The 14,514-nt window shown below is 57.6% G+C and carries 12 protein-coding genes; 2 read left to right on the top strand and 10 right to left on the bottom strand.

Annotated features, from left to right (window positions below):
* Nucleotides 1-188 precede the first annotated feature (188 nt).
* The 10 genes from EYC79_RS01775 to treZ all read right to left on the bottom strand — a co-directional run bounded on the left by EYC79_RS01775 (nt 189) and on the right by treZ (nt 9,902).
* On the bottom strand, nt 189-1,280 hold the full coding sequence (locus EYC79_RS01775) for an acyltransferase family protein (protein ID WP_418121638.1): 1,092 nt from the start codon (nt 1,278-1,280) through the stop codon (nt 189-191).
* Nucleotides 1,281-1,356: 76 nt separating this feature from the next.
* A complete protein-coding gene (locus EYC79_RS01770; protein ID WP_130977016.1) occupies nt 1,357-2,436 on the bottom strand; it encodes a D-TA family PLP-dependent enzyme in 1,080 nt (359 codons plus the stop codon).
* Nucleotides 2,437-2,564: 128 nt separating this feature from the next.
* Entirely contained in the window at nt 2,565-2,981 is a 417-nt protein-coding gene (locus tag EYC79_RS01765; RefSeq protein WP_130977019.1) for a carboxymuconolactone decarboxylase family protein, read from the bottom strand.
* Nucleotides 2,917-3,345 (bottom strand): MerR family transcriptional regulator, encoded by a 429-nt coding sequence (locus EYC79_RS01760; protein ID WP_130977015.1) that lies wholly within the window; start codon nt 3,343-3,345, stop codon nt 2,917-2,919. Before EYC79_RS01760 ends, EYC79_RS01765 begins: the two co-directional genes overlap by 65 nt.
* 131 nt (nt 3,346-3,476) lie before the next feature.
* Nucleotides 3,477-4,514: an NAD(P)-dependent alcohol dehydrogenase gene (locus tag EYC79_RS01755; RefSeq protein WP_062600649.1), complete on the bottom strand. Its 1,038-nt coding sequence runs from the start codon at nt 4,512-4,514 to the stop codon at nt 3,477-3,479.
* 248 nt (nt 4,515-4,762) lie between these two features.
* Nucleotides 4,763-5,539 carry a pyrimidine utilization protein D gene (gene rutD / locus EYC79_RS01750; protein WP_130977014.1) on the bottom strand — a complete coding sequence of 259 codons (777 nt, stop codon included), beginning with the start codon at nt 5,537-5,539 and terminating at the stop codon, nt 4,763-4,765.
* Between the two features lie 5 nt (nt 5,540-5,544).
* Complete coding sequence (gene rutC / locus EYC79_RS01745) at nt 5,545-5,934, bottom strand: pyrimidine utilization protein C (protein WP_062423499.1); 390 nt, start codon at nt 5,932-5,934, stop codon at nt 5,545-5,547.
* An 18-nt stretch (nt 5,935-5,952) separates the two neighbouring features.
* The gene (gene rutB / locus EYC79_RS01740; protein WP_062423500.1) at nt 5,953-6,690 is read right to left on the bottom strand and encodes a pyrimidine utilization protein B; all 738 of its coding nucleotides are present in this window, start codon (nt 6,688-6,690) and stop codon (nt 5,953-5,955) included.
* On the bottom strand, nt 6,687-7,778 hold the full coding sequence (rutA, locus tag EYC79_RS01735) for a pyrimidine utilization protein A (protein ID WP_130977013.1): 1,092 nt from the start codon (nt 7,776-7,778) through the stop codon (nt 6,687-6,689). The genes rutB and rutA overlap by 4 nt, the downstream gene beginning before the upstream one ends.
* A 372-nt stretch (nt 7,779-8,150) precedes the next feature.
* The gene (gene treZ / locus EYC79_RS01730) at nt 8,151-9,902 is read right to left on the bottom strand and encodes a malto-oligosyltrehalose trehalohydrolase (protein WP_130977018.1); all 1,752 of its coding nucleotides are present in this window, start codon (nt 9,900-9,902) and stop codon (nt 8,151-8,153) included.
* A 276-nt stretch (nt 9,903-10,178) separates the two neighbouring features.
* Here treZ and treY point away from each other — a divergent pair, with 276 nt between their 5' ends.
* Both treY and EYC79_RS01720 read left to right on the top strand, forming a co-directional pair.
* Nucleotides 10,179-12,707, top strand: a complete 2,529-nt coding sequence (gene treY / locus EYC79_RS01725) for a malto-oligosyltrehalose synthase (RefSeq protein WP_130977012.1) — start codon at nt 10,179-10,181, stop codon at nt 12,705-12,707.
* 193 nt (nt 12,708-12,900) lie between these two features.
* A complete protein-coding gene (locus tag EYC79_RS01720) occupies nt 12,901-14,100 on the top strand; it encodes an MFS transporter (RefSeq protein WP_062423504.1) in 1,200 nt (399 codons plus the stop codon).
* Nucleotides 14,101-14,514 lie beyond the last annotated feature (414 nt).

The following is a 14,514-nucleotide window of genomic DNA, read 5'->3' as shown; positions in this document are numbered from 1 at the left end:
GCCAGCAGCGCCGCCGCCCTCGTCAGTGAGCGGACTTATAAGAGACACACCCCAAACAAGTCAACAGACGTTTTTCATAAATCTGTCGTTTTCTCGTAAGTGACCGTAATCGTTGGATTTTTTTGAGTGGTCATAAAGTTGAGCGTTCAGAGCGGTTCCAATCCGCGCTTTCCGAAACGCTCGCGCACTCAAAACTGCGTCGCGTTCACCAACTTCACCCTGCGCCTCAAGCGTTTCTGCATCGGTTGATCGAAGTACCTCGTCAAAACCCAGGCAAAAATGGTGGCGAATGCGGTGAAAAGCAGTCCGGCAGGATAGGCGACCCACCCCGTTCCTGACCACGGCATGAGGAACGCGACCCATGCAAGCAACGGAATGTGAAGCACGTAGAGGCCGTAAGACGCCGTTCCCAGAAACGAAGAGATGGCGGCCAACCATCCTTCCGGCGCGACCTTGCTGGCAACGGCGAGCAAGACTGGCCAGACGAGGAAAACGACGAAGAGATCGAAGAAGGGACGAACCTCCTTGGTAATTGGCAGGAACAGGATCAGGCAGACAAGCGCGAGGCACAAAAGGGCAAGGAGCTGATGCCTGATCTGAAAACCTGTATGAAAGCGATAGATCAACACCCCGACGAAGAAGGAGAAGAACACGCGCGCCATGCCGGCATACATCTCATGCCAGCGAAAACCTGCGTGCAATTTACCGAATTCGATGGCGGCGACCACCAGCCCGATCGCTGCGACTGCGATGACGACTGCGATCTTCCCGCTCTTCCAACGCGCACCCCACTTGGCGTAGACGACGTTTGCCACCAACTCGTTGAACAGGGACCATGCCGGGCTCACAAGGAAGAGTGCGCCGTTGAGCGTCAGCGTAAACGGGGCCGGCAGGAAGAGAATGCTAGTGAGCAAGGCGAAAGCCAGTTCGCCCAGACTGATCTTTCGGTGCAGGTCGTCGATCGGCGTTGGCAGGTCAAGCGCATAGAGGAGGACGAAGAAGGCCGCCATGATCGCAAGTGCGATGATGTAGAGCGGATAGAGCCTGTAAAAGCGCGCCTTCATGAAAGTGAGCGTGGAGATTTTGCCGGTTCGCAGTCTTTCGCCATAGGCATGTGCGAGAACGAAACCACTCAGGGCGAAGAACAGATCGACGGCCAGATAGCTGGATGCTTCTGGCCTGCCGAAAAAGAATTCCGCGTGACGGTGGACGATTGCGACAGCGGCAACGCCCCGAATTCCATCCAATAAAACGAAGCGTTCGGGCTGAGGCGTCGCAATCATCAAAATTCTCAGAGGTCAATAAAACTCACAAACGCGACAGCCTCTCTGCGGTTCATCCTTCCGAGCAAAAAACTCAAACGATCAGGCCGCGCGCCGCGACAGGCCAGACTTCCGGCTCGGACATGTCTTCGGCAATCACCGTCAAGCTATCGACCAGGTTGGTGACGACGCAGGCGTGGTTTGGGACAATGCGAAGCTTGTCGCCTACCTTGAGCCCGATCGGCCCTTCGGTCACAAGACGCCCGTGCTCCTCCGACAGCTGATCGATCATGATATCCTCACGGCCCAGCACATGGCCATAGCCTGTGAGACCAAGAAGGTCCGACGTCAGTGCTTTCGAGCCAGCATCGATGATGGCGCGGTTTTCCGCCGGAACGGAGACGACGGTGGCAATCACGTTCAAGGCGCATTCGTCCCAGCCACAGACGCCGCGGGTCACAAGCGATCTGTCGTTATAGACATATGTTCCTGGGCGATATTCCGTCACGACTGGTGCCTTCGCCGCATGCATCATCGACGGTGTGCCGCCGGAGGTGATAACGGTAACTGCAATCCCCTTCTCTTCGATCAATCGCTTGGCGTCCGTCATGAAGCTCTGAACCGCGGCCTCACCTGAAGGTGCCGGATAGGTCATCAATCCGCCGAATACCAGTCCCGGCGCCTGATCGATGACGACGGCCAGTTCGGCAGCAGCTTCCGGCGTTGGAACGCCGCAGCGGTTCGCACCTGTATTGCACTCGACCAGAACGGTGAGCGGTTCGGCAGCATCGGCGAAGGCCTGCGAGAGACCCTGCACGACCTCGGCACTATCGGCAACCACCGATAGCCGAACCTTACCGGCCAGGGCGCGCAGCTGCTTCAACTTCGCAGCACCGAGAATGTTGTAGGTAATCAACACGTCCTTGATCGCGTCGCTTCCCGCGACCATCGCCTCGGCTTCCGATACTTTCTGGCAGGTAATGCCCACTGCCCCTGCAGCAAGCTGTATGTCCGCAACAGCCGGGAGCTTATGCGTCTTGATATGCGGCCTGACCTTCAGCCCGTGGATGTTGGCATAATCCTGGAAGCGGGAGATATTCTTCTTGGCAATGTCGAGGTCCACGACAACGGCGGGCGTGTTGAGCTCGGCAATCTGCTGGTCGGATAGGGGCATGACATCCTCAGGGGCAACGCTGGTTCGGCGGCGGGACGCTATATCCCTTTCTGCCCCATTGCTACAGGGAGATGGAGAAATAGCGCCCGCGGTGCGTTCGCGCGGGTTTTAGCCCTTGGAGTTGCCCCTCACGCAGCCGCGGCTTCCCGCTCGTCCATCGCAGCGAAGACATCCTTGGCGGCAAACAGGCCGTTCAGCGCTGCTGGAAATCCGGCATAGACCGCCATCTGCATGATGATTTCGGTAATCTCGTCACGCGAGAGCCCGACATTCAGACCCGCTTCGATGTGCACCTTCAACTGCGGCGCGGCATTGCCCATGGCTGTGAGTGCGGCAATGGTTGCGATTTCCCTTGCCTTGGTATCGAGCCCGGGCCGGCTGTAAATGTCGCCGAAGGGAAACTCGAAGAGATAAGTCGCGAAGCCCGGTGCGATATCGGCGAGCGCCGCAATTACCTTTTCTCCGGCCTCACCATCAATCTCAGCGAGTACGCGCTTGCCGCGCTCCAGCCGGCTTTCGTTTGGATTTTCCTGTGGCTGCGTCATCATCCGTCATCCTCTGATCTTCGCCGGCATATCCGGCGATCTTTTGGTCGAGGACGAGGAGGCACTGCTGAAGTTCGGCAACTCGATCGCGAACCTGATCGCGATGCGTTTCCAGCATCGCCTGCCGTTCAGGCACGGTCGTGTCGCCCTGCTTTCGCAAGGCGGCATAGCGCAGCATGTCCCGGATCGGCATTCCCGTCGTTTTCAGCCTTCCGAGAAACTCGATCCAGATCAATATCTCGGGATCGTAATCGCGCCTGCTCGAGCGGTCGCGATCGGCATAGGGCAGCAAGCCGATCCGCTCGTAATAGCGGATCGTATAGGCCGAAAGGCCGGAGCGTTTTGCCAGTTCACCGATCTGCATCAGCACCTCATCGTCATAACGCAGAGGAAGCTACAAGTTAGAGCGCACTCTAGGTCAATAGCCATTCGGGCCTTTGGAGAGAAATAATTCAGCGGGTGCCAAAGGGAGCTTGGCACCCGGCACCGCGCCGGTCATTGCGGCATGGTGATCTGCAGCTTCACATCGGTTTCGCGCGCTTCCACCGCACGATCGAAACCGGCGATGCTGTCTTCGAAGGGGATGGTGGCCGAGATCAGCGGCTTTAAATCGACCTTGCCGGAACCGATAAGCGCGAGCGCGCGGTCATAGACATTGGCGTAACGGAAGACAGTCTCGACCCGAAGTTCCTTGGCCTGCAATCCGACGATATCGACCGGCACCGGATCGACCGGCATGCCGACAAGCACAATTGCCCCGCCCGGACGAGCAAGCTTTGCCATGCCGAGAATGGCAGGAGCCGCCCCTGAGCATTCGAACACGATATCGCAGCCCCAGCCATCGGTTGCTTTGGCGACAGCATCCGGCAGAGATGTTTCGCGGATATTGACCGTCTCGATACCGTCATAGGCGCCAATGATATCGAGCTTTGGCTGAGCAAGATCGGCAACAATCACCTTGGCGCAGCCGCCCGCAAGGGCGGCAAGCGCCACCATCATCCCAATCGGTCCCGCACCCGTGACCACGGCCACATCGCCCGGCTGGATCCGTGCTCTCAGGGCTGCCTGCATACCTATGGCGAAGGGCTCGACCATGGCGCCCTCGCCGAAGGAGACGTTATCGGGCAGCTTGTAGGTAAAGGCGGCCGGATGAATGACCTCCGGTGTCAAGCAGCCATGAACCGGCGGCGTCGCCCAGAAGGTAACGGCCGGATCAACATTGTAAATGCCGAGTTTGGCGGCACGCGAGGTCGGGTCGGGAATGCCAGGCTCCATGCAGACACGGTCTCCGACTTTAAGATGCGTGACCTCTGCGCCAACTTCTTCAATCGTACCGGCTGCCTCGTGGCCGAGCACCATCGGCGCCTTCACGACGAAATGGCCAATCTTGCCATGGGTGTAATAATGCACATCCGAGCCGCAGATGCCGACGGTGTGGGTGCGGATTTTCACATCTTTTGGGCCGAGCGTGCCGGGAATATCGAAGTCGCGAAGCGACAGCTTTCCCTTTTCCTCCAGAACCAGAGCCTTCATCGTTTCCTCCTTCAATCTTGATGCGACACGCGTCTACAGCATCGGCCCGAAAATCGGCATCGACTTTCGGAAAGCACGATGCGTAGATTCAAAAAGTTAGAGCGTCCTTTGTGCGTCCTAAAGGACGCACAGCGCTCTATAAGAAGGTGATGAAACGTCAGGCGGCGGAAAGCAACCCCTTCCTTTGTGCCATTTCTGTTTCTTGGAAGGGGTGATGTTGCTGCGCCTGAACAAGTAACGAAAAAGTATCAGGCGGCACGCAAAAAGCGCAGTATAGCAGCGTTGAAGGCATCCGGAGCCGTAACGTTGACAGCGTGAGCACCAAAGTCGACGAGCTGCAACTGGCTGTTTGACAAGCCCTCCGCCAGACGGATCGACCGCGTGTAAGGCACGAGAAGATCGTCGCGGGTGGCGATAACCAGCGTTTCCGTTTTGATATCCTGTAACCGGTCATCGACATCGAAGGCACGCAGGGCAGCGATGCGGCGGAGGATATTGGTGCGCCCCTGAAAATGATCGATGGCGTGACGCTCCTCCGCCTCTAGTCTCTCGACATTTTCCGACATCCAGACTGCCGGGTAGAGGAACAAAGGCTGCGCCTTGACGAAAGCCGGAACGCCGGACTTTTCCAGAAGCTCGATGCGCACATCAAAGCACCGTCCGGAATGCGGATCGGCCTTGCTCCAGGCATTGATGAGGACAAGTTTTCCGATGATTCCGGGCTTGCGAAGGGCAAGATCAAGGCCGATCAGGCCGCCCAATGCATGTCCCATGAAATCGAAGCGGGTGAGACCCAGTTGCTCGGCAATCTCCAGCACATCATCCGCCATGGCCGCGATGCCGCCATCGGCTGGCACCTCGCCACCGGTGTGTCCGCAACCGCGATGATCATAGGAAACGATCCGATAGTCGTCCGATAGCGCCGCAAGCTGCGGCGCCCAGTAGCTTGCCGATCCGCCGAGGCCCGACGACAGGATAATCGTCGGTGCATCTGCGTCGTGTCTTCCGTGCAGATCGAAATGCATCGCGCTTACGGTTTGCCGATATGAGCGACGGTTGCGATTTCCACCAGGGCATCCGGCTTCACCAGACCGCATTGAATGCAGTAGCGCGCCGGCTTGTCGCCTGGAAAGTACTCGGCATACACGGCATTGACCGCCTGATAATTGGCCCAGTCGGTGATGAAGATATGGTTCATCGTCACATCTTCCATCGTGCCACCGGCAGTTTCGATCACCGACTTGATCGTCTCCAACACGTGGCGGGTCTGGGCGCTGGCGTCACCCACATGAACGACGTCGTTGTTCTTGTCGAATGGCAGCGTTCCGGAGACATAGACGATCCCATCTGCCAGCGTGCCGGGCGAAAAAGGTGCAATCGGCTTCGATGTGCCTTCTGGAACGATGATCTTCTTCGGCATGAGTTTGTCCTTCTACGATCAGGAATTGGCGGGCGCAGCCTGGCTGATGACACCACAGAAGTCATTGACGGTCGCTACCCATCCGAAAAACTTTTCGACGTTGTAGACAGTCGCCTGCTGAATGAAATCGGGGCCGAGATGATGGGTCGCGTCTTCGAGCATGATGCCGAAATATTCCAGATGAAAGGCATCGCGAAGCGAGCTTTCGACGCAGACATTGGTGGCAATGCCGACGAAGACGAGGTTTCGGATGCCGCGGGCGCGCAGGATGCTGTCCATCTGCGTGTTGAAGAAGCCACTGTAGCGGGTCTTCGGCACAAGGATGTCGCCGGGTTTCGGCTGAAGCTCATCAACGATGGCGTAATCCCAGGTGCCTTTTGCAAGCAGCTTGCCCTGGGCATCCGGATTGGCGCGCATATATTTCAGCGCATTGGATTTGTGCCAGTTGGGCGAGCCTGGACCGCCAGCCTCGACATAATCCTTATCCCAGCCATTCTGGAAGTAGACCACCTGAACGCCGGCAGCGCGCGCCGCATCCAGAGTCTTACGGATATTGTCGATCGTACCCTTGGCACCGGAAATGTCGAAGCCGGCGAGATCGACATAGCCGCCTTCCGTCGAATAGGCATTCTGCATATCGACGACGACGACGGCGGTCTCTTCCGGCTTTAGCATGATCGGCTCCGGACGGGCCGGCAGTGTGACGCTTTTGCTGTGAACGGCGGGCGCCTGGTATCCTGTTGTCATGGTGCTCATTCCGCCGCCTCGAGAAGGGGCTTTACATGTTTGCGGCATGCCATCAGCGGCTGGATCTTGGTGCCGAAATCTTCGACGCCCTTGACGAAATCATCGAACGTCAGAAGCACGCCGCCCGTCCCGGGCACGCTCGGCACCTCATCAAGCAATCGCGCTACGGTTTCGTAGGAGCCGACAAGCGTTCCCATATTGATGTTGACGGCCGAGACCGGGTCGGCCATCTGCCGAACATTGGTGTCCGAACCGGATTTGGTGTCGGCGGCACCCTGGACGCCAAGCCACTTGATCGCTTCTTCGTCGGCACCGGCCTTGTAATGCTCCCACTTCGCCCGGGCGGCCTCGTCCGTCTCGTCGGCGATGATCATGAAGAGCACGAAGGACGATACATCGCGGCCCGTCTTGGCTGTTGCTTCCCTCAACCTCTCGGCGGCGGGCGCAAACGCGGTGGGGGTGTTGACGCCGACACCGAAACAGAAATTGTAGTCGGCATATTTGGCGGAAAACTCCATGCCGGCATTGGAGGAGCCCGCGCAAATCACCTTCATATCGGCCTGAGGCTGCGGCGACAGCCGGCAGTCGTCCATCTGGAAGAACTCGCCCTTGAAGTCGCTCTGCCCTTTTTCCCACAATTCGCGCAGGATCGTGGCGTATTCGGCAAGGTATGCGTAGCGCTTGCCGAAATACTCGTCGCCCGGCCACATGCCCATCTGCGAATATTCCGGCCGCTGCCAGCCAGTCACGAGATTGATGCCAAAGCGGCCGTTGGAAATGCTGTCGATGGTGGAGGCCATTCTTGCGGCGATGGCCGGCGGCATGACGAGTGAGGCAGCTGTGGCAAATAGCTTGATGCGCGTGGTGACGGCGGCAAGACCTGCCATCAGCGTGAAGGATTCGAGATTATGATCCCAGAACTCGGTCTTCCCCCCAAAGCCGCGAAGCTTGATCATCGACAAGGCGAAATCGAAACCGTATTTCTCAGCCTTGAGGGTGATCTCTTTATTCAGCTCGAAGCTAGGCTTGTATTGCGGCGCATTCTCCGACAACAGCCAGCCATTGTTTCCAATCGGGATAAAGACTCCAATTTCCATAAATATGTCCTTCTTCGAACTCTACCGATAATGCTTTGTGACTTGCAGCACCGGGGACGGCACAGATGTGGCATCAGCCTCAAGCCCCGGCGGATCGACTATTTCGACGACAGATTGTTTAAGTCTTCTCGTTCCCCTCGGCTGAAATAGATCAATAAATCGTGGGCCAATGGACCTATCGCGCAATCTGCAAATCGGCCCGAAAGAGGGATGCTCACCCGACTGGACGCAAAGATCAACCGAAAATATTGCATGCTTGACTATCGGTATTGTCGATTGCAAGCCAAGCGGGTCCGAGGCAGCAGAGGCTGCTGCTTCACGGCGTTTGTAAAGTGGAGAATTGTCAGGCGTTGAAACCGCCTGACTTCCCTATCAAGCTGGCTGTAAGGTCCAGTGGACAGCCCATGGCGATATGGCCTTCGCGCTGATGGTTCCAAGGCTGAAAAGCTCGCCGCCTGTTGTCGCGTCGGTCTCGGTCTCACCGTTCTTTTCAGAAAGATTGGCGATCAGGCGAAGCGTTGCTCCGTCCTCCATTCCCCAGTGGACCGTAACAATGCCATCCCTGACATCGTAGCGCGTTGTATCGGGGACGATCTTCGTCAGCAGCGGCACGATGTGCCGTTTCCGCAGGTCGAGCAGCGTCTTGTAGAAGCCGAGCAGCTCGGTTGCTTTATCATCTCCAACCTTAGACCAGTCGAGCTTGCTGGCAATAAAAGTTTCCTTTGCGGTCGGATCGGGCACGTTCTCACCGTCGAAGCCCGGCAGGCGAGACAACTCCTCGCGGCGCCCATCCCTCACCTTCTGGTTCAAGTCTTCGTCGAAGTCACAGAAATAGCGGAAGGGATCGCGCGAGCCCCACTCCTCCCCCATGAACAGCATGGGGATTTGCGGCGCGAGCAGATAGATCGCGGTGATCGCCTTGAGTGCCGTTTCCGGAGCATAGGTCTGCATCCTGTCGCCGAGCGCCCGGTTGCCGATCTGATCGTGATTTTGAATGAAGGAGATAAAGGCTGTTGGCGGCAGGTGAGCGCTCGGCTTGCCGCGCTCCTCGTCGCGATAAGGCATATGCTCGCCTTGAAAAGCGAAGCCTTCGGCTAGGGCGCGACCGACCTTGTCGTCATCGCCCGAATAGGCCTTATAATAACCGAAGGTCTCGCCGGTCGCTGCGATATGCAGCACATGGTGGATATCGTCATTCCATTGCGCGGTGAAACGCTCCGGCTTCCCCTCCGCATCACGGCTCAAGAGATCGCTGTCATTCTCTTCGTTCTCGACGATCAGATGAATGTGGCGGTCAGTTACGGCGGCACGAACACGGCGGGCGAGTTCGCTCAAAAGGTGTTCGTCGCTGTCGTCTACGATCGCATGAACGGCATCAAGCCTCAAGCCGTCGAACCGGAATTGCGTTACCCAGTAGATGGCATTCTGAATGATGAACGCCCGCACATGCTCGGATTGCTCATCATCGTAGTTGAGGCCCTGCCCCCACGGGTTCTCATGATGCGGCGAGAAGAGCGGCGCGTAATTGGGCATGTAATTGCCGTCCGGGCCAAAGTGATTGTAGACGACATCGAGGAAGACACAGAGCCCGCGCTCATGGGCGGCATCGACAAGCGCCATCAAATCTTCCGGACGCCCGTAGCTGCTGTCCGGCGCGTAGGGCATGACGCCGTCGTAGCCCCAATTATAGCCGCCTGGAAAATCCGCGACAGGCATGATCTGGATCGCCGTGACGCCGAGATCACGCAGGTGATCGAGATGGGCGATCGCTGCTTGGAACGTCCCTTCTTTGGTGAAGGTGCCGATGTGGAGTTCATAGATGATGATCTCCTCCCAAGGCCGGCCGTGCCAGTTGGCGCTCTTCCACGGGAAGCTCGACAGATCGACGACCTCACTTTGACCATGGACGTCGCGCGGTTGAAAGCGTGAGGCGGGATCTGGAACCTCCAGGCCATCCGGCAGAGTAAAGCTGTATCGTAGTGCAGCTTCAGCTCTCGGCTTGCGCAGCCGATGCCAGCCCTCATCGTCCCGTTTCATCGCCTCCGGCGTTGCGCCTTCGATGTTGAGCAGCACCTCATCATGCAGAGGTGCCCAAAGGCGAAACTCGATATCCTGATCGGACATGGCTGGACCAAAATCGAATGCGTGAACCACCGAAGACCCTCATGCTGTTGTGCACTGCATCAAACCGAACTTCGTGAAAAAAGTTCACGGGAATTTCCTGAATTTCTCACTGCCTGTTCGACATCGCGCAAAGCGACTCGTCTGGTGGAACTACTCGCCCACAAGCGCAGTTTGCGCAGCGCTTCACAGCTCTTCGGGACCAGAACGTCGAAGCCATCGACTGTTCTCTCACCAGCTTTCACCGGCCAAAGCAGCGGCCACTTTTGGGATTGTCGCATGAAATTTCCGACCGCCACCTATCGCCTGCAATTCCGCAACGGCATGACCTTCGATCGGGCGAGCGCGCTCGTTCCCTATCTGAAAATGCTCGGGATCAGCCATCTCTATGCGTCACCGATTTTCACGGCGACATCGGAATCGACACATGGCCATGATGTCACCGACGCGAATGAGATCGATCCCGCGATTGGCGGCCGTGCTGGCTTAGAGCGCATGGTCGAGACGTTGAAGGATGCGGGGCTCGGTCTCATTCTCGATATCGTTCCCAATCACATGGCGGCATCGCTTGAAACGCCCTGGTGGAAGGATGTGATCGAGCATGGTGCGGAAAGCCGATATGCGCGCCATTTCGATATCGACTGGTCGCGGCGCTTGACCTTGCCTGTTCTCGGCGATGATTTTGAGGCTGTGCTGGAGGCGGGCGATCTGACCATCAAGCCCGATCCGAAGACGGGTAAGCCAAGTTTGGCTTACTTCGAATCCTTCTTTCCGCTGAACCCGGCGACATATGACGGGCGTGAGGCAGAGATTTTGAAGATTTCGGACCAGGCTTCGCTTTCGCAACTGCATGAGCAACAGACCTACCGGCTGATGTCCTGGCGGGATGCGGCGCGCGACCTGTCTTACAGACGCTTTTTCGAGGTCACTGGGCTTGCCGGTGTGCGGGTGGAAGACGAGGAGGTGTTCGAGGATAGTCATCGCCTAATCCTTGAACTGGTGCGCAGCGGTGCCGTTCAGGGCTTGCGTCTCGACCACATCGATGGACTTGCGGATCCGAAGGGATATCTCGACCGGCTGCGGCAGGCCGCAGGGCCGGACTGCTATATCGTCGTCGAGAAAATCCTGGGCGAAGGCGAGCAGCTTCCAGCCGACTGGCCGGTTTCTGGTACGACGGGCTACGAGTTCGTTGCTGCCCTCAGCCATGCCCTGGTGGATGGCGCGAAACTTAGGGTGTTGCAATCCGCCTATGAAGGCCTCGGAGAAAAACGGATCGATGCGAAGGAGCAGTTGCGCGCTGCAAAGCTCTTGATGGCCAGCAGGAACTTCGAGGGTGAGGTCACTGTCCTGATGAAACTGGCAGCCAAGATTGCCGAGCAAGCAGGACGCCCCACGACGGAAGGCGAGCTGAAAGACGCGCTTAGCGAAATGCTGATCGCCTTCCCGGTCTACCGCACCTACGGAACGCTTGAGGGCATGCGCGCCGATGACAAGGCCCTCCTTGACCAAGTCATCGAAGCCATTGGGGATGCTGGCCATCCCGCGTCGATCGAGGCGCTTGCCTTGATCACCGGCATCCTCAAGGGCGATGTGCCAACCTCTGCGGCACAGGATGCACTGACTTTCCGTACCAAGTTCCAGCAATTGACCGGCCCAATCATGGCGAAGTCCATCGAGGATACGCTGTTTTTCCGTCACAACATGCTGCTTGGCCTGAATGAGGTCGGCGCTGAGCCTATCCAGCCTGATTTTTCTCTCGATCATTTTCATGAGGAAATGCGGATCCGCAAGGAACGGCAGCCCATGGGGATTTCAAGCACCTCCACGCATGACACAAAGCGTGGTGAAGATGCGAGAGCCCGCCTCTATGCGCTGTCGGAAGCACCTGAAGTCTGGATTGCAGCTGTTGAGGGGTGGCGTGAGACGAATGCCAAGGCTGTTCAGCAGCTTCCAGATGGCCCTGCTCCTGAGCCTAAAGTCGAGTGGATGATTTACCAGGCGCTCGCCGGCTTTCTCCCTCCGCGCTTCGACGCCGATGACGACAAGACGGTCGAGGAATTGAGAGAGCGCTTCCTTACCTATCTGGAGAAAGCGCTGCGTGAGGCAAAACTCAGGACCGACTGGGGTGACTCCAACGCGGTGTATGAAGAGGCTGTTCTGGCCTATGCCTCGCACCTTTTCTCGAAAAACAACAAAGATTTCCTGACGCGCTTTGCCGAGACCATAAAACTCTTCATCGAGGCCGGGCTTGCGAACGGCCTTACCCAGACGATCATCAAGCTCATGGCGCCCGGAATTCCTGACATCTATCAGGGCAGCGAGGGCTTCGATTTCAGCCTGGTCGACCCCGACAATCGCCGCGAACCGGATTACGACACCCTGTCAAAACGACTGGCAGAAGGACGCAAGCCGGATGCGGCCGACATCTCCGCCTGGTATGATGGCTCGCTGAAGCAATCCGTCACCGCCGCGCTGCTCCGCCTTCGGCAATCGGAGCCTGACCTCTTCAACGACGGAGACTATGTGCCGCTTGAGGTCACAACCGGGTCCGGCAGGAAGCTGATCGCCTTTGCAAGAGTGAACGGTGAGAAGGCCGTGCTCGTCGTTCTCCCACGCTTCACGCTTGGCCATGGCGAGGATCGGGCTCTTCCGCCAACGCTTGGCGACGCTACCGTAGACCTTCCGGCGGCGCTGAAAAACAAGCGGCTCCGGAACGTGTGGACGGAAGATCAGATCGAAACGAGCGATATTCTGAAATTGGTCGCGTCCGATGAAGGTCACCCTTTCCTGGTTTTCGGGACGGTTTGATCATCGAATCTATCGCAGCTTCGGCTTTCAAAACCGAAGCTGCGTTCGCGGTCAGTCTGGCCGAAGAAAAAGCTGCCCTAGGCAAATCTTATTTTCCTAAAATACACGAAATCCGGAAAATTGACCTTGAACATGAGGTCCCGAACTCTCAGAAGAGGCAAACGCGTGCAAGCGCGTGTTTGGAGATCCCCTCATGGCCAGAGTGACCAATCCCGGCTTCACCCCCGAAGTAACGACCTTTTCCATTATCGCAGCGGCAAGCTTCTGCCACATGCTGAACGACATCATGCAGTCGCTGCTGACATCGCTTTATCCGCTGCTCAAAGCCAATTATGCGCTCGACTTCGGGCAGATCGGGCTTTTGACCTTCGCCTTCCAGGTGACGGCGTCGCTGTTGCAGCCGGCTGTCGGTGTCGCGACGGACAAGTGGCCAATGCCATTCTCGCTCCCTGCTGCGATGCTCTCCACCTGCACGGGCCTGATCACCCTTGCCTATGCCCATAGCTTCCCGGTGCTGGTGCTCGGCGCCTGCCTGATCGGCGTCGGCTCGGCGATCTTTCATCCTGAAGCCTCCCGTGTCGCGCGCGTCGCCTCTGGTGGACGCCATGGTCTTGCACAATCCTTCTTCCAGGTGGGCGGCAATACGGGCACGGCAATCGGACCACTGCTTGCGGCCTTCATCGTCATTCCGAGAGGCCAGGAGGTTCTCAGCTGGTTTTCGATCATTGCGCTCACCGGCTTTGCCATCCTGTCATGGGTCAGTATCTGGTACAGCCGCCATCGGCGCAGTGCGGCAGGAAAACGACCTGTCAGCCGTGAGTTGCCGCTGCCCCGCAACAAGGTGTTGATGACGCTTGCCGTTCTCGTGGTCCTGACCGCGACGAAAAACGCTTATCTTGCCAGCATTTCCAGCTATTTCACCTTCTTTACCATCGAGAAGTTCGGTGTATCGGTGCAGAATGCGCAAATCCTGCTGTTTCTGTTCCTCGGCGCGTCCGCTGCCGGCGTCTTCTTTGGCGGCCCGATCGGTGACCGTTTCGGCTCTCGCGTCGTTATCTGGTTCTCGATCCTCGGCGTCATACCCTTTGCCCTGATCCTGCCCTATGCCAACCTCCTCTGGACAGCGGTTCTGGTGGTCGTCATCGGCTTTATCTTCTCCTCTGCCTTTTCCGCGATCGTCGTTTTCGCTCAGGAACTGGTACCGGGTCGCGTGGGGTTGATTGCCGGCATGTTCTTCGGCTTTGCCTTCGGCTTCGGCGGGATTGGTGCCGCGGTCCTTGGCGTCTTTGCCGATCGGCAGGGCATAGAATTCGTGTATCAAATCTGCTCGTATCTTCCGCTGCTGGGCCTGCTGACCGTTCTTCTGCCGCAACTGCCCGGCCGCCGTATCTGACTTGAAGAAGCCGCCCGCTGCCTCTACTGCATCGGCCCGAAAATCGGACTCGATTTTCGGGCCGATGCGTCAAATCAAAGAGGTACAGTGCTGCGCGTCCAATCGAACGCGCGGCACCCTAAGCCTCCGGCATTTTTCAAGATCAAACCCTCCAGGTCTTGCCTCGGGTCCTCAGAGCCACATCTTCCGAAGTTAGCCAGATGATCAGAGTGTGAAAGCTGGCGACTAGCCTCTTTATGTTGAGGACTTCCTGGCGGTAGATGCTTGAAAATATTCAGATCGTTACTGCGACAAGCAACAGGAGAAGCTGTATTAGCGTCTACGGTTTATCCGTGACGGGCATGTAGACCGACGTAACTTCATGCTTAATATTGTGTTGACGACCGGCCTTTTGTTTCCCAGCCCTTGCGCCGT

Source organism: Agrobacterium cavarae, from assembly GCF_004310285.1.
GTDB classification, from domain to species: Bacteria; Pseudomonadota; Alphaproteobacteria; order Rhizobiales; family Rhizobiaceae; genus Agrobacterium; species Agrobacterium cavarae.
Note: the sequence above shows the minus strand (reverse complement) of the source record. Positions and strands in the feature narration are given on the sequence as shown.

Bases quoted from the DNA above. Each gene is read 5' to 3' on its own strand.
- EYC79_RS01770 (WP_130977016.1), bottom strand. From the start codon at position 2,436: ATGCCCCTATCCGACCAGCAGATTGCCGAGCTCAACACGCCCGCCGTT.
- EYC79_RS01765 (WP_130977019.1), bottom strand. From the start codon at position 2,981: ATGACGCAGCCACAGGAAAATCCAAACGAAAGCCGGCTGGAGCGCGGC.
- EYC79_RS01760 (WP_130977015.1), bottom strand. From the start codon at position 3,345: ATGCAGATCGGTGAACTGGCAAAACGCTCCGGCCTTTCGGCCTATACG.
- EYC79_RS01755 (WP_062600649.1), bottom strand. From the start codon at position 4,514: ATGAAGGCTCTGGTTCTGGAGGAAAAGGGAAAGCTGTCGCTTCGCGAC.
- rutD (WP_130977014.1), bottom strand. From the start codon at position 5,539: ATGCATTTCGATCTGCACGGAAGACACGACGCAGATGCACCGACGATT.
- rutC (WP_062423499.1), bottom strand. From the start codon at position 5,934: ATGCCGAAGAAGATCATCGTTCCAGAAGGCACATCGAAGCCGATTGCA.
- rutB (WP_062423500.1), bottom strand. From the start codon at position 6,690: ATGAGCACCATGACAACAGGATACCAGGCGCCCGCCGTTCACAGCAAA.
- rutA (WP_130977013.1), bottom strand. From the start codon at position 7,778: ATGGAAATTGGAGTCTTTATCCCGATTGGAAACAATGGCTGGCTGTTG.
- treZ (WP_130977018.1), bottom strand. From the start codon at position 9,902: ATGTCCGATCAGGATATCGAGTTTCGCCTTTGGGCACCTCTGCATGAT.
- treY (WP_130977012.1), top strand. From the start codon at position 10,179: ATGAAATTTCCGACCGCCACCTATCGCCTGCAATTCCGCAACGGCATG.
- EYC79_RS01720 (WP_062423504.1), top strand. From the start codon at position 12,901: ATGGCCAGAGTGACCAATCCCGGCTTCACCCCCGAAGTAACGACCTTT.